This window comes from Peribacillus sp. FSL R5-0717, from assembly GCF_038002945.1.
GTDB classification, from domain to species: Bacteria; Bacillota; Bacilli; order Bacillales; family DSM-1321; genus Peribacillus; species Peribacillus frigoritolerans.
Genome location: NZ_JBBOOF010000001.1, coordinates 816,217 through 838,893 on the forward strand (window position 1 = coordinate 816,217; position 22,677 = coordinate 838,893).

Here is a 22,677-nt window from a genome sequence, read left to right on the forward strand (position 1 = left end):
CAAAAACAACAGATGATCCTATCATCTCTTTAGATTTCAAATCAGTACTAAAATGGGGTTTTCGAAATTTTAGTATTGAACATTTGGAAATAATTATAGAATTATACCAATACCTCGAGATGCGTTGAAGATGGATTTACAAATGCTCTATAAAAATTGGAGATTCTTGAACTATGCTACTGAAACTAATGCACCTAAAACAGTTTTGATAAGCATTGTCCGATAGAAATCCGTTTTTTACTCGGACTTTTGAAGAATTCCTGACTTATTACGAAGTCATATAAAGGCGTTTAAGTAGCCCAAGGAAGGTTGAACGGACCGTTGACTACCTAAGAACCTTTTCAAAGAGAGCAAAGGCCAAAGCTCTTAATCACGGTATTCGCAAACGACTGGACCAAACAGCACATAAAAAGCAAAAGAAATGAAATAAAACAAGAAACGCCTGTCAAAAAACTTCAAAAAGAGCAGCCATTCCTACAGGCACTGGGAGCAAAGCCGCACTCTAAAATAAGTGGTACTGTAGAAAGAGTCTACTCACACTAGATACTTAGAAAAAATGTTTGGTTAGTAACTTCATATATTTCTAAGTAACATCCACCTGCTTGTGTTAAATTCATTATACTTTTTTACTCATTTATACAAATATCAAAAAAGTCCCCTATATGCGAACTATGATTTCATAATTAGGAGACTAAACTGTCTTTTACGCGTAATATTTTTTAAAACGTTTTAACCTATTGGAATATTAAATTCTTAAATTAAAAGAATTTTATTATTGAGTTATTGGATATAACTATTTTGTAGCAAAGTAGAATAACCAAATTAATAGAATTCTTTACTCGTCCTTTAAGGAAAACTTGATATCACCATAAAAGCATTTATTCCTTGCATTTGAGGCGTAGGAATTACAATAAGCACACCTTAATCCACCTTATTTATGCAATTGTTATTTCATAGCTTAGAAACAAATTCAGTAGTAGTATTGTCGAAGAGTGTCTCCACAATGGCATTATTTTCTTGTACACCATTTAATGCCATTTAAATTTATTGGATTAGTATCTGTTATGTCGTCTGTGTATACCCGTATATCTTGAAGATTACGCACTTCTACCCTTGCCATTTTCTTGACTCCGCCAGCTCCATCTATTGTTTGTGAAACCAAGTAGTTGAATCTTAGAGTTTCAGATGTGAAGTAGTATGGCATACCTGTTAACAATAAATTAGAAGTAGAACCTGATTTTTTCTTCACAGAACCACTTAGTTCAAACATAGAATTACCGTGGCAAAAAATTTGCACACTTTGATAAACATCCCAATCTTTTGTATTAATGGCAGGAATGTAAGGAATATCTGTTCTTAAAGATGCGAATTTCCAAGTATTTGGATATATATCATTAAAGCTTACACCATTTGCAAATGAATTATTACTTACTTCCATTTTCCCGATAAACCCTTGAACACCTGGATCTCTGTGAAAGAAAGTGTTAATAGGTTTATAGCCTGCAAATGTGTTTTTTGTAATATTCATAGAAACTCTTCTCGCATTGTCCCTTAATCTCAAAAAACACTCCTTATTATTTGCTATGTCAACCATGTTACTATCAAATGTGAAATTATGAATTGTATCATTAGCGGACATTAAAGGAATATCAATAACACGATTATTAGCTTCAAAATAGCTGTTAACCACTGAAACTTGTTTGATAGAATATAGCTCTATAGCTGTGTCACAGTTTTGTACTAAAGTTGCATTGTCAATTGTCAAACCATTTGTTCCCCATGTATCACCAACATCCCCAGGATTTCCGATTTGTATTCCGATATTGCAGGCCTCTATATCTGCTTTTGATATATTTGTCCCATTACAAGAACGCCCTGTAGCTATTCCTATATTACAATAAAACGTTTTACATCTGGTTAATGAAGATGCCCACGAGTCATTCATTTTTATACCAATATTCGCTTCATTTACAGTTATATTCGTTAGACTACTATTCCTTAATCTTGTAAAATCAACACCGTTACAGGTCTTTCTTCCTGATGGGTCGCACCATATAAACAAGTTTCTCCAATCTGCATAAATATAGCCACCAGTAAGACCTTCCTCTGGTGTACTTCCTGTTATAGCTCCGCCTGTTAAACAAAAAGTGCCGTTTCCACCCATATATCGAAAGGATGAATAATTAAATTCTATATTTCTACACTCTTGAGGAATAATAATAGTACTTGTTATTAAATAGTTCTTTCTAGGAAAAATTATTTGATCATAAGGTTTATTTATTCTAAGATAGTTTAAAAAAGCTGTGATTCCTTTTGTATCATCATTAGCAGGTATAGTAAACGCAGAATTTGCATACCATTTACTGTCTACATTATTAAAAAAATTTGCATTGCCTAATACACCAAAATCCCAAGGAGTAGTTTTTGTTAGCTTATCTTCCATTTCTATAGTCTCCTCCAAATACTTTTAAATTTAACCCTACTTCTGAGTCCTCTATCACACAGTTCACTATTTTTATAAATACTTTTACTCCCCCCTTATTCTTCCTTTTGTGCTGCTGCAATACATAATGATGTTAAACAGCAATAGGAAGAGGTATAACATAGCCTACTTTCTTGATTATTATACTGTTCCTATTTCCTGCAAATTTTAGAATTTCATTTTTTTCGAATTAAAGGTTCCCTTTCTAAAAAGCCAATTAACTACGCTTTTTTGGAATTTTGCAAACTAACATTTAAGGCTTGTTGGCCTTTTTCCTTTTATCCTTCAATTAATTAAATACACCTTTACAAATTGATCAATTAATTTGAAGGAAGAAAAACTGTGAAAGTTTACAATTGTAGATATACTGCTCAATAGTTATTTTTGATATTTATTACATTATATGTTTGATGGAATTTAAGGTTCCATACTAAACTATCCTTAATTATGGGATATAACTACTTCCAACCTATTTTAATTTTAATTGGATAATAGGTAATCAAACTTAACTTAAATTATTAGGTTGAAGACTTTCCTGTAAGAAGATTTTTTGTTTGATTGTGATCCTAGAGGGATGTACTTAACTGGTAAAGTTAAAATGTTGCAAAAACACCAACTGATGAGTTGCTCCTTACATAATAAGCATAATGAAATCCTAGAACTTCGTTATATTGTTTATTTCGCTTAATAGGTAAAATAAATATTTAGGGCTTAAAAACCTTCTCGAAATAAAGGAGTAGTCAGCATAATACAGCGGAAGTAAAAATGGATCATATTATTATCATCTGTACTAAAACACACAATATTAACGGTTTAAAATTTCTCAAAATTAACAGATAATCATCTTATCATTAAATAGAGTCTGAATGTTTGAGACGCTGAAGACCGGAAATTTTTCTGATTAGAGAATTACATCAAAAAGAATGGAGAAAAACAGCTATTACTCATAGGCAGGATTTGACGTAAAAAAGCATGTAATAACAAAGTAAAGAGCAAATACCTCAAATCATCTAAGTGTAGAGTTAGGGAGAGTAAATTAGAATGGATTCAGGTCTAATATTTTCCAAAAAATTCAAAAGGAACGACAAACTGGATGGTCTATGGTCCTATTTGAGGAAGTTAATGCCCTGAAATATGAGGAGAAAACAACTACCCTTCGAGAGTTTGTTAAATCTTATCGGTCTTATCGGGTTCAACCGAAACAAACCACTAAAATTTGAAACTCCTCCTGGAAAACAGGCACATTTGCATTGGGCGGTATTAGGCATGTATGAACTGGGATGGTCAAAAAAATTATTCATTCATCATGATTTTAAGTTATTCCTGAATGATATGTGGAATTGGCAACAGATATGAATTTAGAAACTCTAAAAGAAACCTTGACTGGTCTGTATACAACATCGCAAACGGAAGAACCACAACTATTAGTTCAATAAGGTATAGAAAAACTCATTTGGACTTATCTTTCTCTACCAAAGCTCTAATACTACTGATAAAGTTGATCAGAAGGCTGTAAGGCAAAATCAAAAGGGACGATATCTCTTAGTTAACAAATGGAGCTTACCAAATTTGAAGTAGGATATCTTCCTTTTGTTGAACTTACTGCTACATTGGCAATATTTTTCTCGCATTATGAGCAAGAAATTTAGTTAAATCAGATGGCATCAGGATCAAAAATATAAGACTGACTTTCATTTATTTAGTTGTCATGCTGACATTGTATATGATACTTCGGTCTCAGAATAACTTTACAGTTCGTGGGGCATAACTTAGATTAATGAGGGGATATTCAGTAGTCATTATTGTAGATTAGGACCACTATTTGGATCGTAAAATGCAAAAGAACTCTTAGCACAGGTTAGTAGATAAGTAGAACGCCACACTCATTATGTAGAAGAAAAACATTAAAACTTTTCTGACCTTGCAATGTTTGAAATCCCTTCAATTATCCGAATATGTCAAGGCTGTTTAACAATGTCTGTATTCACATTTTTAGAATTTGGAGGATATAACGGAATCGTATTTTTGATGATCATGTTTTTGAGGGGAAATTGTCATGATTTCCCCTCTTCTTAATTTGATTAAGGATAATTAAATCAACGATTAGAAGACAATTTATGCCATCAATTTGGGGACCAAATAATATATTTTAAACATTTTCACACTAAAGGAATATAAATCATTTAAAATTTATTAGTAGATGCTTACCACTTTTATTAAGTTTTCCTCGTCTTTCTCCATGCCCAAAAAAAAGGACGTAGTGGAAAATATAAAAAGTGAAAAGGTTTTGGCAACTTCAGAGCCATTATATCTGCCGTTCTTGGATAAAATAATCTTATTATAAATAAAAACTTCTCCAAATTTGATTTTGAAAAAAAACGATAACCATTAATCAAGAATGACTTCCGCAGATTTGATTTTATTGTAAGTAGAAAATTCTTATGGTATTTAGCTAATTCTTCTTCTGATATTGGAATGTGTATTTGCGCCATTTCCTTAATATAAAAAATTGCCATTTGTGCTACTCTTTTAGAACGTCTTTTTTCTGTAAAAGCCTGCATCTCTTTATTAATAGGTGTATTTAATAACTGGGAAGCTAAAATAAGTGCTTGTCCTACAAAGAGCTTTGCTTGTCCTCCTAAATGGATTTGTTTATATTTTTTTAATAGTAAATTACTTTCCTCTAGACTGAAAGATTTTCTAACTAGTAAATCTATATCTGCTAACCACCTAAGACGAAACCACCCATGTTTGGATCCATGAGCAACAAGATATAAAAACAAATCCTCTTTTCCCAAAAAATAGACAGGACACCTTGTGAGCATACTTACTCTCTTTCGTTCCCATAATTCGTTAAAACTTGGTACTTTCTTAGGACGTGGATGTATTCTCCAATGAATTTCAAGTTGGATATTCTTTTGAGGATGATTATACGTTACATGGTGATTCCTCCATTTCCAATCATTATAATCAGGTTCCTCCTCTCTTTCATAGCCTAAATTGTAAAGTATTTCTTCTGCTCTTTCTATATCGGTGCTTGGAATTAGAATATCTAGATCTTTTGAAGTCCGAAGAGAAATATCACCGTAAATATCAGCAGCTATTACCGGACCTTTCAAAAATAGTAGACGAATCTTTTTTTCAGTAAATAATTCACTTATTTGTACCATCTCACCGCTAAATTGTAACATTTTAATTGTATTTCTTTTGTATTCATAGGACAGGGTTTTGATAACATAAGAAGGAATTACTTCTCCTTCAATCGTTTTTAACTTTGTATAAATTAATGGATAAACACGATGATGCATAACTAAGTGTAGGAAGTACTCCCAATCTATATCTGTAAATAATTCATTTTTTTTTAACCTTATATTTTCGTCACTTTCTGTGTTCATAATTAAAAGTATTAATTTTAATTCTTTTGGCATAAGTGCCAAATCAAGACAGAAATTATTATCCATATTTTTCCCCTTCATTATTTTTATTTATTAGTAGTAACGACTCTAATCTAATAAGGATTTAAAAACCCCTTTTATAACTACTGAATATACATTTATCCCCACCTTTAATCTTTATTATAAAAAAGATGTTTTTTATTTACGTTTTTTATATTAACAGCATTTAATTGGAGAGATAATTCACTTTCCTAAAGAGAAATGAAAACTCAAATGCTCCTTTGTTATTACATGCTTAATAAAAACTTCTAAATAAAAAAATATATATTTAGATTAAGCATTTAACCCCAATTTCTCTTTAAAGGGTTACTTCGCACTTATAAACCTTAAACATTTTGACGGGTCAGTTCTCTTAATGTAAAACAAAAACCACAATTTATAAATATATTAAAATCAGTTTTTTCAGAAAATTAATATCAGTCCACTTTTTTCAAATACTTAGATAAGAACTTAGGTCAAGAAATCAGATACTTTTCACTCGTATCCTCTTTCGTATTAATTGAGGCAGTCGATTGTATAATGCTTACAATTCTCATTGCAAAAAATCATGACATAGTTCAGAGCACTCCTGTAACCTCTTATCTGGAAATAGTAAACTGATTCCAGTAATTATTGTGATGGGTTCTCCCCATTCAGTTCATAGTAATCATGACTTCATTTTTAATAGCCAAACAACATAATCATTAGAACAATACTTTGAGAGTGAATGGTCAATATAGTTATTGTCAGTTTCCTTTAATTAATCGACTTCCAAAGACAAATAGAACAGTCCTTTCTTTATTCTTGATCGATAACCGTATTCCAGCAATTATTTTTTATGGAAATAAATCCATAATCGAACCTTAATACAGTACTACTCCCACGGACAAAAATGTGTGTATAGGCTTATATGGCAGGATGAAAGCATCTTCAACCTAATATGAGTACTGATTTATAATCTTAAAATAAAACTAATTATTCGACTATATCACTAAAGCATCGTAAAAAAAGTTAGTTGTTTTTTATTTGGACAAAATATCTTTTTGGAGGGGTAAATTCCCAGAAAGACAGGTGGCCGCGCCATTTTTCCAATAGATTAACTTTGACAGTTATGTATTATAGGCTTGAACATTAGCATTAAGGATAGAAATGTCACCGCTTGATTGCTCGAGTACAGTGCATAACACTTTAACATAGACGATATCATTAGCCTCGGCATTCCGGAGAAGCTCTGTTAACTTTTTTACGGTTGGTGCTTTCTGCTAGATGTATCTTTTTCCTTTATCTAGACGTAACGTGGTCCCAAAATTTCTTTAATAGATGGGCCTAACATTCTGCTCCTACTTCACCGTTATTATCAAATAAGTGCCATAACTATTCCATTATTTTCTTACCGTACTTGATTAGTTGTATTAGCGGTCATTCATTTAAGTTACTACTGTTTATTAAGAAATATTCCAATATTGTATCCCTGGCTATTTAATATAATATGGTAATTATCTATTTGACACTACCCATTAAAAAGCATAATCCAAAGCCTACCCTATACTCTCGTACACCACCTAATACCATTTAAATTGATACGATTTATATCTGTCGTATCATCTGTATAGATCCATATATCCTGTAAATTCCGTACTTCTAATCGAGATGTTTTTTTAGTTCCGCTCGCTCCATCAACCGTTTGAGGAATCAAATAATTAAAACTTAGTGTTTCCGATGTAAAGTAATAAGGCATCTTTTTTATTAATAAGTTTGAGGTTGCCCCAGGTCTCCTGTTTATCCCCCCCATTAATTCAAACATGGAATTGCCTAAACAGGCAATCTGCACACTTTGGTAGATATCCCAATCATTATCATTGATTGTTGGAGTGTACAGTATATCTGTTTTTACTGCACCCATTTTCCATGTGGAAGGAAAAATATCGACAAAACTTACTCCATCACTAAACCAATTTCCGCTAACTTCCATTTTATCAATTATTCCAAGAACACCTTTATCACAATGAAAAAAGGTGTTAAGTGGTTTAGGCCCCGTAAACGTATTTCTCGTAATGCTCATTGAAACTTTTCGAGAGTTATCCCTTAACCTCAAAAAACATTCTTTTTTAGCTCCTATGTCAATCATATTGCTATCGAATGTGAAGTTGTGTATCGTGTCATTAGACGTCATTAATGGAATATCAATAACACGATTATTAGCTTCAAAGTAACAATTGACTATAGAAGCTTGTTTAATATAGTGAAGTTCGATAGCAGTACCACAAGCTTGAACTAATGTAGCATTATCAATTGTCAAACCGTTCGTTCCCCAAGTATCACCTATTTTCCCAGGGTTCCCAATTTGTATTCCAATATTGCAGGCCTCTATATCTGCTTTTGAAATATTTGTTCCATTACATGAACGCCCTGTAGAAATACCGATATTACAATAAAATGCTTTGCATTTATTTAATGAAGATGCCCACGTTTCATTCATTTTTATTGCAATATTAGCATCATTAACAATTATATTTGTAAGACTACTATTCCTTAATCTCGTAAAATCAATACCATTACATTTCCTACTTCCTAATGGGTCACATTGTATAAATAAGTTTTTCCAATCCGCATAAATGTAACCACCAGAAAGTCCTTCCTCTGGTGTGTTTCCCGTTACAGCTCCGCTTGTAATACAATATGTGTCATTCGCACCGATATATTGAAAAGATGAATATTTAAAATCTATATATCTGCACTCTTGAGGTATAATAATGGAACTTGTTATCAAGTAATTTTTCCTAGGAAAAATTACTTGTTCATACGGTGCATTTGTTTTTAGATAGTTTAAAAATGCCCTAATACCCTTTGTGTCATCATTAGCTAGTGTGGAACATGTGCTGTCTGTATACCACTTTTTATCTGATTCGTTAAAATAATTCGCATTACCTACTACACCAAATCGCAGAGGAGTTATTTTTGTTAATGTGTCTTCAATTTCTGATTTATTCACTTTCTCTGCCAATTGTTCCTTTAAAGCATTAATCTCATCATCAATCGCACTCCCATTCTTACCTCGTTGTAATACTATATTTTCAGCATCTTTTTTTACTATATAGCCAAAAAAGAAAGCAAAAATAAAAAGAAAAATATCCCTTAAGAAGTTTCTTCGTTTCATGAATATCCCTCCCATTCCTAACTATAATAATGTAATTTCAGGAACTTTTACTTCATATCCTTTTGGGTTGTTGGATTGCCATCACCAAAAGCCTTCACACATTTCTCTGACTTCTCTTGCAGTGACCAATTAAAATTTGCTTTTGAAGGATCAGAGAAGCAAGTTGAAATATCACCTGGTCTTGGTTCCACTTTAACCTAAAGTATTTCTTTACCAGAAGTTAATTCAAAAGTATATTACATTTCTAGTACAGTATAACTCTTTCCAATACCAAGATTAAAGCATCTACAAATTGCTGTTATTACCTTTTATTGTGCTTTAATATGCACTATCGCCAGATTTACCAGGTGGATGTATCTCTAACAATGTAGGATATTCCTTATCAAAGACTCTAAGTTCATCTAGTTTTCCAAATATCACCTTTATAATATTACTTTAAGTTATTTGGGATGTCACTAGAATGTGCACCAATTGGGTTGAAGTAACGTAAAAGAGCAACGCTCCACTGTCGGATATATATTAAGCAATCATTTGTTTTGTTCTGCCATAAGGATTAGTAGCACCAAGTAAGAAATTCTATGTAATTGGAACGCTATTAGATATGCCGTAAACTGTTGCCGAAGGGCTGGATACTAGGCCTTTAACACCAAATTTAGCACCATATCCAAAGAATAAGCGTTCCTGTAAATAATATAATAATTTAGTGTAGTGGCGTAGATACAGACTCCCTAACTACCTAGTCCAACAAAAAAATTACTGCAACGATGATGTTATTTAAAAAAACTTCCTCTAGATCTTTCCGAATAAGCAAATCTACTTCAAAAAAGGTAAAAACTTTATTTGTATTGTCCTTTATCATTTAAATAATTCTTATTTATTATTCAAAAGTTTTCTAGAATAATAAAATCGGTCATAAATTAAGTAATTCAATACTTGTGTGACTACTAATATAGCCTGCTCCTTCTGTAACTAATATTGCCATAGATTAAATCATTCTTATCTACTATTATGAACAAACTATAAAAGTTATGTGAATTTTAGGAAAAGGTACAATATAAAATAGACTGCAATCTACGGTCGCACATAAAATGATAAAACACAATGTAAAAATAAATTTTAAATACCCCTGATTATATCAAATATATAATGCGTTATAATTTACGACTCTTCCTATTTTAAACGAACAAATTTCCTAAACATGTACATTGCGAGTTTATCCTTTATTAAATATAAAAATCCCCCATAAATAAAAATCCCCAAGAAAAATTTCAAGATAATAGAAGGAAATTCTGAGAGATTAAAAAACGAGGATATTCCATAAGTCAAAAGTGCCATAAATAAGGCAATAGTTAAATATTTCAGAATAACCCCCTTTATTATTTCCTTAATATTCAGCACATGCCTTAAATACCACATCTGTATCATGAGTATCAACACTTCTGTAATAAGGGTTGAAGTCGCCGCACCAATAGCATTGTACCGTGGAATCAGCATAATATTTAAAAAAAAGTTCAAACCCGCTCCAAATACAATTGGCAAAGTATATTCTTTATTTTTTTCCATTGGGACAAAATACCAAGAACCAAAAATAACGCCTAATGACTTACAGATAATAATTGGTGCCATAATAACAACTATAATTACACTTGGCCGGAATGCTTCTCCTAAAAACCACAAAACAAAATCTTCAGCAATAACAAGTATACCTAGAGTAATTGGAAATACCAGAAGACCAGTGATGGATATGCCATACTTGAGAAATTGAAACAGTTTTTCAAAATTTTTATTAGCTATTAAAGTGGCATTTCGGGGTAGCATGACAGTACCAGATATACTAATAAGTGAAAAAATCATAAAGACAATTCTACCAGCTTGTTCGTAAAAACCTAACTGGCTTGTTGTAGACATGATCCCCAACATAGTTTTATCGAGCACAGAATAAATAATTATAGAAAAACTTGGAATAAACATGATAATCATCTGTTTAAGATGCCTACTGAAGTTTGTTTGTGAAATAGATATTTTTAGGACAACTTCCTGTTTAAGCTTGTAAAAAAGAGCTAAATTGCCCAATATTGTAGAAGAAGCCATAATTAAGATATATATAAGCAAATCATTTTCATCATTGACAAATACAAAGACACTTACAAATCCTAATAATTTTATAATCAAATTACGTGTTACTAATTTTTTAAAGTTTTCAATTCCCTGAAATAGCCAGGTTATATCAAATAAAGCCCCCACTAAATGTAATGTCTGCCAGAAAAAAACAGAGTTATTTTTGTCAATTAAATTAGCAGTAACCCAATAAGCAATTAATGCTAATAATAATAGCATTGTTCTAATGAGAAATATTTCACTAAACACCCTTGATAACAAATGTTCTTCCTCTTTTGCCTTGGCAATTTCTCTTACAGCATAAAGGTGAGAACCTAAAAGAAACACATTTATAAATAAAGTAACAATCGAAAAACTGTAACTGTAAAGTCCAACTCCATTAGGTCCTAATACCCTTGAAATATAAGGGATTGTTAAAAAAGGTAGTCCGAGTAAAACAAACTGCTGAAGAAGAACAAGAAGAAAATTTTTCTTGAGAGTAGACAAATGAAGTACCTCCTTCTAAGGTTCTGAAACACGTTAAGAAAAAACACATTACATAGTATATATTCACCCAAAAATATTCGCATCAAATAGGAGATGTACCAGCTCTCACTCTTCTATGTCCTTTCACCAAAAAGAAAGAGTACCAGAAAAGAGGAACCTCAGTAAATTCAAAAAAATGAACTATCCTTTAAAGATCATTTAAACGAAAATTCAAACAAACCTTAACTTTAAAAATGAGTCTTACTCATAAATAAAAAAATGGATAGATGATTAATTTTCTTATAAAGATTTACTGCGCAGCTATCCATCTGTCATACAAACAACTTGTGTTTTAACATATAGAGAGTTACCTACATTATCATGATAAGAAACACCCTGTAGAAGATTTAGGATTTAGTCAAAGGATTAAAAGGGGTAATGTTAGTATCCAACCCACATTATCAATGAAATACGAGCTCTATACCCGAATATTCAAAATAAATTATAATAAGGTCACAATCATTGTTGATTCCAGGACTTTCAACTTACGGAAATAAGATAAAGCCCAGTTTAATACTTATTACAAAACAACTGAATTTCATACTAATATGTATGGCAGGTATTTGTTGTCGACGTAAAGTCATCGCACAGGCGAGTTATATGCATCTACAGGACCAAAAAAGGGTAATTGGATTAACTAAAGCCACCTCTCCGAATATGGACCTTTCGTATGTAGTGATAGTGAGTTCGCCTTTCTCCTCTTTATAAAACATGAGATGACGAATAGTTCACTATGCCATTCAGTTAAATGTAAACTGCAAACTTTATTCCTTTGCTAAAGGAATTTGATCCTACTTCAACTTCCTCTTTTGAATATATGAGGTTCATTATGATGAATTTGATTATCGTGCCAATTTAAGCGAAGACAATATAAAGTCGTGTCTATATATGGTAGACAGGCCTAATTACTCTATTTTTAATACACTCAATAATTATGAGGTACCTGATTTCTGTGCACCGAAAACCATTTACCGACTCTACTAAAAACTAGGAGAGATAAAGCTATTTTTTTAGGAAGTAAAAAACGATTACAGTCTTAGATATATCCTTAATAATCGAGCAAACTGTACAAGAATGAACACTTCTCTATCTCTACCTTATTATCAATTACATTCTAGCGAATATTTCCTTAAACCTTTTAAAAAAATTGAATCTCCCCTTTCATTTAGACAGATTTTCTTTATTGCATTTTGGTTTCGTATTGCGGTCTTAAGTTGGCCTTATTTTCCATTCACAAGTGCAATGGCCTTAACTTAATCCATCGTTACTTCAAATAACGCCATATTCGCTATTTAACTTAATTGCCGTGCTACCAATATGATACAGGTCTACTACCACTTCACTAAAATCTTAATTATAAGTTCGTTTATACTTTTTTGTTCCAAGTGGGACACATCCTCACTATTTTTGTCATAGAGAGTTAACTACACAGAGTCCATATACTTTCATCAATTACACTACTTCGTTAATTTATATAAAACATTCTTGTGTTACTCTAACTTAAATACTCGCGTAACCAATAAAGACCTATTAAACGAAAAGGTACCCTTGTTTCTTTAAATCGAAGTAATGATAGATTTGCATATTCAGAGAAATCCTTATTAAGCAAAAAGTTAGCATAATTAATTGCTTCTTCTAATTCACCTTTTAACTCTTTATCTAATAGTTCATGATGATTTTCATAAACTAGGGATTTACCGATTTTCAATTTCCCCCGTGTAAGAATGTAACTTAAGACAAAAGCACTCAGAAACACTTTCCTTATATTTGGATAAAATCCACTAAACTTTTTGTACCCCATTGGAATATTTTGGGTCGGGATATTAAAAACTTCTGGGAATAATTCCTTTGCTGCTTCCGTATAAAGATATCTTCCTTTTCTCAGTTCATAAGGAAGAGTATTAAAAAACAAACAATATTCTTTAGAAATAAATGGTCTAATAATAGTTGATTCTTGTTCAATTGGGGAGAATACGTTTGCGATTAAAGCAAATTGTCTATCTACATTATGGACATATTCATCGAAATGACATGGTAAATTAACTCGACAACAATCTTCTAAAATTTCCCACAGATCATTTATAAATTCTTTTTTCTCTTCTTCATTTAACATAATCCATAGATGATGCTTTTTAACCTTATTTATATACATTTGTAAAGCTTGATCCTTAGAAATTGTAAAATCATTTGCAAAACTTGGCTGACTATCACCTGCATAAACATCACCCATAAAGCCATGAAGAATATATTTAGGACTAAGTTTATTAGCCTTTAATATTGAATATAAGTGACAATGCATAGGACTACTTAAACCACCAGTATATCTAACCACTTCTTCACCATAATTCAAATAATAAAAATTCATTAACTCTTTATATTCTAGTTTTATATTTAATCTTTTTGCTACTTCATTAGCCACCACAACTTCATTAGAGTGTCTAGTCCCAAAAACAAGACTATTAAAATTCAATTTTTCCTTCTTAGCCAAACTTACTAATAACCTCGAATCTAGTCCTCCACTTAAGGGAGCTAGTAGTTCCTTTTCATCACTCAATATCTCAGTATATGGTTGTAAAAGATTATTTAAAATTGATTTTGCTGTAGCTAAATATTCTTCTTTACTTTTTTCATAACCTCCCTTATTAAATGGTAATATCCATACATTTTCTCGTTTTATTTCTCCATTATTTAAGTCTATACTTATTTCTTCCCCAGCAATACATTTAAAAATATCTTTAAATAATGTTCTTCTTCTCAATGGATTATCTAATATAGCTGCTTGATAAAAACCCACAGAATCAATTTCCACTTTTTTCTTTATAAATTGTAATCTCTTTATTATTGATTCAAAATTAGAATCCACCAAAAGAGTCTTTTCCTTAGCAGAAAAATAAAAAAATAGAGGAAACTCACCATACCAACTACTTTTTATATTAACTTTATTATTTACTAAATCAACTTCTATATATTGGGCATCCTCTTCCCCTTGAGAGAATTCATTTATTTCAGCTATCTTATAACTATGGCTATTTATAGGTGATAAAATAAATTTATTTTCATTAGATTTATTAGAGCTTAAACATGAATTTAAATTTCCATTGTTCAATTCTATTAACAAGCTTTCCATGGGACTTTCACTCCAATTAATATTTAATATAAGATAATGTCTTTTTTAACGATTGGAAATAAGCCCAAATCGGTTTCTCTATTTTTTACCATGAACATATTGGAGAATAAACATTCTTCGAAATAAAGGACAGAACTGTAAAACACATATTAGAAATAGCAGTGAGAAATCTGAGCTTCTGCTTATTGTTAATTGATTAAAAAAAACATCTTTCAAAAAATTACCCTTCATTCGGTAAAACTTACACTTATAGAGAATTATTTATGCAAAGAATAACTACCTCTATATTAAAGAGTTGCAAATTTGAAAAGATCTTACACTTGTACATAATAGTATTTTTCAACTACCAGATAATTACTTCTAAATCGGTATTTAAATGGTATTATCACACTCACACAATTTAACACTATCCCGATATGCTAAAACTCATTGATTCATGAATTTATAGGGTTCATGAAACCATTGAGGATTTAAATACCCCGACCTTACCGATGAAAGAAAGAGAAAAATAAATAATATACAATAAGCAAACAATATTAATGGTCTAAATTTAGCTAATTCATAATTTTTTAACCGTTCAATTCCAAAAGGAATCCCTAAAGAGGCAGCAATAAAGAAATAATATAGTAATCTTTTTGTGGAAAGGTAAGGACTTGCTATAGGGTATAACATAGCGAATATTATATACATATTTACAGGAATAATTTTTTTACTGTAAATACTAACTTCTTTTTGACATAGTAATATTACTACGCTTGTTATTAAATGAATAAAATAAACTATTCCAACAGTTCCTTCATACTGAACATCATTAGACAAATCGCTAAGGTATTTCCAATCAGGAAATACCTTAGCGATATATTCCACAAGAATTACAGGTGTAAATATTTTGCTTAGTAATAAAAAAAGTAGAGAAACTATAATGTAAAAAAACGGATTAATTTTTTTATTCAGTACAAAGTATGTTGGGATTAATAAAAGTACAGAAGTATGAAAGAGTGAAGCAACAAACACCCATATCAAAAATAAGTGGAATTTCCTTTCAGTAATATATTTGGTAGAATAAAAATATATAGCAACTCCTACAATTTGACGTACTGCGTCAAGACCAGAAAAAAACATCTGAGAATAAAATATAATGATTGCAATAATAAAATATTTTCTCTCTTGATCATAATAGGTTAGTGCCTTATAAAGGAAAAAAAATGTAAGGCCTGAACAAATAAAATAAACAAAGTTTATCCCCAAACCCCACTTAAACCCCAAATAGTTAATCAACAAATAAAAAGTTTCTATTTCAATTTCTTGGGATAGCGTAGGTAATTCTTTTAAATTTGTATATCGAGTTATATTAAAAATTTCCTGATATGCTTGCTGATCAATCCCAATTTCTCCTCGAAATGCATATAATACAAATAAAGGTGAAAAAGATAGTATTGCTAAGAACGTGTCTAATTTCCCATTGAAAACTTTCTTCCCGTTTTTCCTCAGACTAACTAATACTGCAAAATAAATACAAAATAAAAAGGAAAAAATATAAACCATTATGTTACCCTCTTAATATTTTTTTTGTTTTTATTAATAAATTAACTAAAGCATATCTTCTATTTATAAGTAGGATTAGAATCATTTTTATCCTCTTATTATTGTATCTGCTATTTTTTAATGGTTGATTAACCTTTTTTAGAATAAAGTATCCAAAATCATTCAAAAATTCATTTCTTTTATCAATATCTTTAATTTCATATATTGCACGCATACAAAAGGCTATATATAAATTTAAAAATAATTTGTCAAGCGACTCTCGAGTATGAAGAATAAAATTATTCTCTACAAAAAACTGATCAATTTCATTTAATACAATAATAATATCTGTATACTTTTTCATATTTACCGATGTAGTTATTGAATTTTCTCTATGTTTTAAATAATGGTAAAATGCTTCCTTTAAATAATATATCTTTTTACTATGATAAAACAGTTTAGCTATTGTAAGCCTATCTTCATGAAGTAGTCCATATGTAAAATCTATGTTATTTTCATAAAAAAGACTTCTTTTAAATAATTTATTGCATACACTTGGTTCAATTAGTAGTAATTCAGGATTGTTCTTTAAATTAAGCTCTATAGTATCTTCAAGATCCGAATTAATAACAATATTATCTGGTTCAAAAATAAAATCGGAAATTATTATATCAGCATTTTTTTTTATTGCATAATCATATAGTTTTTCATACATATCAAAATCTATGAAGTCATCAGAGTCTACAAAACCTACATATTCACCACTTGCGTGTTTCAAACCAAAATTTCTTGCATCCGAAAGACCACCATTTTCTTTATTCAAACTAACTAATTTATTACTATAATTTTTAACATATTCATCTATAATATTCTGTGAGTTATCAGTTGACCCGTCATTTACAATTATAATTTCAATATCCTGAAGAGTTTGATTGACAAGACTATACAAACATTTATCGATAAATTTTTCTACATTATACACAGGTACAATAATACTTAACAGCACATATAACGCTCCTTATTTTCATTTCCCTACTATGATAGATAATTTTTTATCCCTAGCTCTTAGTTGTAATAACTCAACTTTCCTTAAGAAAATAAAAGTTTAATTTTTATCAATATGCTTAAACAAAGAAAAAACACTTCAACCTTCGTTATAGTGTTATTGACTAGATAAACACTAACAAATAGAAAAGTGAATTACTCCTATGACAGCGAATAAGGACCCAAATAATAAACTACTAAATTGAATTAAGATCTGCCTTTATTGAACTAGAATTTTTTAAAAACTTACAGAATGCCGGCATTTAATTTACATGTACATATATATTTCATTTTTTTGGTTTTTTTGAATAAAAAATTGGTTTCGACTTATGGATGTAAGAAGGAGACTGTGTTCATCTAAGAATTCTGTCTAATGAATTTCTAAATTATCCAAAATCGCATACGCTATTTTGTATTTACCTTAAACCAATCAGCTAACTAGCAAACAACAACCAAGTGTTCTGATTAATGATGATTATTCTTATAATCATAACTAAAAGCACAAGTCAATAAGGTATAAGGGATACAAGCGCTGTATTTTTAAAAACCATAGCTGTTTAACAACATAATAAAGTCTATAAACTGCTACAAAATCTTTTATTTCCATTAATTATTTTAGTGTTTTTTTAAACTTAAAGTATTTCTCAGTCTTGACCTAATATTCCTTTGTATAATAGAGAATATTGCTCACATACTTGTTGAATATCATATTGTTTTGAATAAATATATGAATTATCACCCATTTTTTTTCTTAATTGATAATCAGAAGAAAGTTCATTTATGGCCTTAGCAAGCCCTTCCTTATCACCCAGATTTACCAATATACCATTTTCACCATCTTTTACAATATCCGGGGTACCTCCAGACTTTGTTGATATAATTGGCAATCCACAAGACATAGCTTCCAACACTGATATAGGCAACCCTTCCCAATCAGAAGATAAAATAAATGCATCTGAACTATTCAGCTCAAATCTAACATCTTTTTGTATCCCTTTTAAGATAACTTTATCTTCAACCCCTAAAGCTGCTATCATATTAATAATTTCTTGTTTTAATGGACCGTCACCTATTAGCTTTAAAACCATATTAGGATTTTTCGTTAATGATAAAGCAAATGATTCAATAAGTAATTTATGGTTTTTTTGTTTTGAAAAACGCCCTACATGAACAAAAGTCGTCACTTTTTCGTTTTTTCTACTAGACCTAGTAAATTTATTAGTATCAATTCCATTGTATATACAAGGGATTTTATTAGTATTTATATGATATTCTATTTCAATTGTCTTTTTGATATAATCAGAAATAGCAACAGGTGTTACTTTAAAAAACTGATATGCAATTTTCATTATTTTTTTTTTGAAATTACCGAGCTCCATCGATGCAATATTGTGCACCGTATGTACTCTTCCATTAATGTTATTAATAATCATAGCTGGAAGAACGTAAGGAGCAACATAAAGGTGTGTATGCACTATATCTGGTTTCTGTTCTCTAAATAATTTGTTAAGATTAATTAAAATTTTATAATCCAAACCTTTATGTTTGTTTAAAAAAATAATATTTAGATCATTCTCATCTGCTATTTGTTCATATATACTGTTTTTTGACGGATAGAGTGATATAAGGGTTGTATCAAATTCATCTTTATTCAGAAAAGTACATATATCAAGCGCTAATTTTTCAGCTCCTCCAGTTCCTAAATCAGGTAATATGTGAAAAACTTTTATCTTTTTCATAACTTCTCCTTTTTTCATATATAAATCAAATACAATTGTTAATATACGCTTTTGTTGCATTTTCTACTGGAATTACCTTCGCTGGATTTCCAATTACAATAGAATGGGAAGGTACATCAAAATTCACATAAGCATTTGGGGCAATCAAAACATCACTATTAATTACAATATTACCAACAATTACAGCATTACTTCCTATCCAGACTTTATCACATATAGTAGGAACACCAATGTTCTTACCTCTATTCGATTGCCCTAAAACTACACCTTTTGCAATGTTAACATTGTTACCTATTGTTACTTTAGGATTTATTACAACACTTCCAAAATGACCTATATAAAACCCTTTTCCAATTTCAACATTGCTAGGTATTTGATATCCATATTTAACCATCAACATTCTTAATTTTACTTTATAGTAATACTTAAAAATTGAAAACCTCTTTGCAGAATAATATTGAGTCTTCCTAAATACATACGTATATCGAAATGCTGGATTCAAAATTAAATTTTTAATAAAACTAAAATAACTAGTATTCCCTGTATATCTATACAGGTCAGAGTATATTATTTTTTTCATAACGTTTAATCCTTATCTATTAAATCTAATAATTTTGGAATTACTATATGAGAAGAATACTGGAAAGCCTTATCCAAACAATTTTCTTTCATGCTAGTTATCTTTTGTGGATAGGTATAGGCTTCTTTCAATTTACTAATAAGATCATTTATATCCCCCATCTTGAAAATTATTCCAGTTGAGTTATCATCTACTACATCTTTGCATGAATTCCAATCTGATGAAATAACTGGGACTCCAGATGCATATGCGTCTATTATTGTTCCAGGAACCCCTTCAGTTTTGTATAAAGTTGGAAAAGCAAGCAAAAAGTATTCCTTTATTACATCAACTGATTTATCATAATCAATAATTCCTTTATACCTTATAAAATCAGGGGATTTTTTTATTAGTTCTTCGAAGTCTTCTTGATATTCAGTACCAATTTGACCATAAATATCAAGATAATATATGACTTTACCTTCTTGCTGATTTATCCTAGTAATAGCTTCTATAATATCTTCTATACCTTTTTCTTTGATAACACGAGAAAATGTACAAATTTTCAATGGAAAATTAGATTTAAGGTTCAAATCACTTTTTTTGACCATAGTTAATTTTTTGAAATTATTTAAATGATAAACGTTATCATAACCCAAATCATGCATCGCATTTAACATAACAGTAGTCTCTACATATATTCCATCTATTTTTCTAGAAATTCTTCTAACGAATTTATTATTTTTCATTTGTTCAGGAAAACCCCCGCCAATTACCATGCAATGTACTCTTGTCCCAAACACTTTTTTCAAAAAATAACACAAAGGTATAAACACATATCTTCCTTTTGTAGAAAGATTAATTACAACATTTTCACTTTTATTAAAAAGCCTTAAAGTTTTAAATAACAACCTAATAACATTCTTTTTATAATTATAGGTATCAACATATAAAACATTATCATTTCCCAATATACTTCTAAATTCATTGTACAAAATCTTCGTTTTTACAGTCTGGCCATCAAAAAAATCTTTTCCAAATGCAAAATGTCCGATAATTCCTATTTTTGACTTCATTTATTTCCCCTTTCTAGTTTAACTATCTTCGTATTATTACTTAACCTTACATTTTTATATCATTAAATACTTGTATTAAAAGTAAAACTATATAAAATAAGATTCATTGTCAGGCTACACTATCTATATTCTAAGCAACAATAAATCAGAGTAAAAACAATAAGTGCTTTAACACTAACAGTTAAAAAAGTCAATGCCTTTAATACCTTTTTTTCTTTACTATAGTCAAAATCCACATTACTTCTTCTAATACTTATATTACATTTTAATTACTTCTAGCTTAAAAGAGATAGAAATGACTTTGGTAAAGGTAGCTTCTTTATGAACATTACTATCTATCTTTCAAAGAAAACTTTCATCCCTAAAATATAAAGCCCTTAAAAAAGATCATTATAAATAAACTTATCACTTGAATAATTTCAGACATTTTCGAATTGTGAATTATCAGCATTTGTTCAAGAAATAATTACTCTATACCATTGTTAAAAAACAATTAAATAATAAATGCTAAAAGTAGAATCATTTCGAAAAATAATATATTCCAACTTAAGGAAAATTAAGATTCAACGAAGCTATTTACAATTTCTGGCCTGCCGATAGAATAATATTCTATATTATATTTTTTTACTTCATCTAAATTAAAACTGTTTCTCCCATCGAAAATTATTGGATTACTCATTAACTTATCTAAATTAGACAAGTCTATTAGCTTTAATTCATTCCATGCTGTAAGTATTAGAGCAGCATCGCTTTTGTATAGTGCACCTTCCAAGTTTTCTGAATAGGTAATATTTTCATTTAATATTTTTTTTGCATTATCCATAGCTATAGGATCGTAGGCTATAATTTCAGCACCTTGTTCCACCAATTTATTAGTAATAATAATCGAAGGTGCTTCCCTCATATCGTCCGTATTCGGCTTAAAAGCTAACCCTAAAATCGCAATTCGCTTTCCTTCCAGATTATTATCAAACCGATCATTTAACTTCTCCAATAACACTTCCTGTTGCTCTATATTAACCCTCATTGCACTTTTAACAATTTGAAGATTATATCCAACACTATCAGCACTTTGCACCAACGCTTTTGTATCCTTTGGAAAACAAGATCCACCAAAACCAATACCTGCATTTAAAAACTGATTCCCAATTCGACTATCTTGCCCCATTCCTACAGCGACATCTTCAATATTTGCACCCAATCGTTCACAGATATTTGCTACTTCATTAATAAAACTGATTTTGGTAGCTAAAAATGCATTAGAGGCATATTTAATCATCTCAGCACTTCTTAAATCGGTTCTAAATACTGGAATACCAAAAGGTTTATTAATCTCTTCAATTAAGTCTGCAGCTGCGTCATTGTCAGCTCCAATAACAATCCGATCACCATAAAACGTATCATGAATTGCTGATCCTTCACGCAAAAACTCTGGGTTAGAAACAACAAATACTTTTACTTTATTCACTAAATGAGATTGAATAATTTTATTAATTTTATCATTCGTTCCAACTGGAACAGTACTCTTTGTAACAACAATTACATCAGAAGTCACATTTTCAGCGATTTCTTTTGCAACTTGTTCTACAAAGGAAAGATTTGCTGAGCCATCTTCCCTCTCTGGGGTACCAACCGCGATGTAAATTGCATTAACACCTTGCAAACCTTGGTTATTATCTGTTGTAAAAAACAATCTTCTTTCTCTAATGTTTTTTAACATCAGTTTATCTAATCCAGGTTCATAAATTGGAGAGAATCCAGTACGCATTTTCTCTACCTTTTCACTATCAATATCTATGCATGTAACTTCATGCCCTATTTCAGATAAACAAACCCCTGTGACTAACCCTACATATCCAGTACCTACTACAGCAATTTTCATATCATAATAC

Annotated in this window: 11 protein-coding genes and 1 pseudogene; all 12 read right to left on the minus strand. The window is 30.3% G+C overall.

The window, feature by feature from the left end; genetic code table 11:
* Positions 1–1,009: 1,009 nt before the first annotated feature.
* The gene (locus tag NYE65_RS04045; protein WP_340859894.1) at positions 1,010–2,443 is read right to left on the minus strand and encodes a hypothetical protein; all 1,434 of its coding nucleotides are present in this window, start codon (positions 2,441–2,443) and stop codon (positions 1,010–1,012) included.
* A 2,255-nt stretch (positions 2,444–4,698) separates the two neighbouring features.
* A complete protein-coding gene (locus NYE65_RS04050; RefSeq protein ID WP_340859895.1) occupies positions 4,699–5,943 on the minus strand; it encodes a nucleotidyltransferase domain-containing protein in 1,245 nt (414 codons plus the stop codon).
* Positions 5,944–7,459: 1,516 nt separating this feature from the next.
* A complete protein-coding gene (locus tag NYE65_RS04055) occupies positions 7,460–9,073 on the minus strand; it encodes a hypothetical protein (RefSeq protein WP_340859896.1) in 1,614 nt (537 codons plus the stop codon).
* A gap of 81 nt (positions 9,074–9,154) precedes the next feature.
* Positions 9,155–10,055, minus strand: a pseudogene (locus tag NYE65_RS04060) (NAD-dependent epimerase/dehydratase family protein).
* Between the two features lie 188 nt (positions 10,056–10,243).
* Positions 10,244–11,677, minus strand: a complete 1,434-nt coding sequence (locus NYE65_RS04065; protein ID WP_340859897.1) for a flippase — start codon at positions 11,675–11,677, stop codon at positions 10,244–10,246.
* Positions 11,678–13,211: 1,534 nt separating this feature from the next.
* The gene (locus NYE65_RS04070) at positions 13,212–14,843 is read right to left on the minus strand and encodes an asparagine synthase-related protein (protein WP_340859898.1); all 1,632 of its coding nucleotides are present in this window, start codon (positions 14,841–14,843) and stop codon (positions 13,212–13,214) included.
* 426 nt (positions 14,844–15,269) lie between these two features.
* A complete protein-coding gene (locus tag NYE65_RS04075; protein ID WP_340859899.1) occupies positions 15,270–16,388 on the minus strand; it encodes an EpsG family protein in 1,119 nt (372 codons plus the stop codon).
* A 4-nt stretch (positions 16,389–16,392) separates the two neighbouring features.
* Entirely contained in the window at positions 16,393–17,373 is a 981-nt protein-coding gene (locus tag NYE65_RS04080) for a glycosyltransferase (protein WP_340859900.1), read from the minus strand.
* A gap of 682 nt (positions 17,374–18,055) precedes the next feature.
* The gene (locus NYE65_RS04085; RefSeq protein ID WP_340859901.1) at positions 18,056–19,150 is read right to left on the minus strand and encodes a glycosyltransferase; all 1,095 of its coding nucleotides are present in this window, start codon (positions 19,148–19,150) and stop codon (positions 18,056–18,058) included.
* Positions 19,151–19,175: 25 nt separating this feature from the next.
* A complete protein-coding gene (locus tag NYE65_RS04090) occupies positions 19,176–19,730 on the minus strand; it encodes a serine O-acetyltransferase (protein ID WP_340859902.1) in 555 nt (184 codons plus the stop codon).
* Positions 19,731–19,735: 5 nt separating this feature from the next.
* A complete protein-coding gene (locus tag NYE65_RS04095) occupies positions 19,736–20,785 on the minus strand; it encodes a glycosyltransferase family 4 protein (RefSeq protein WP_340859903.1) in 1,050 nt (349 codons plus the stop codon).
* Positions 20,786–21,341: 556 nt separating this feature from the next.
* Positions 21,342–22,667, minus strand: a complete 1,326-nt coding sequence (locus tag NYE65_RS04100) for a UDP-glucose dehydrogenase family protein (RefSeq protein ID WP_340859904.1) — start codon at positions 22,665–22,667, stop codon at positions 21,342–21,344.
* Positions 22,668–22,677 lie beyond the last annotated feature (10 nt).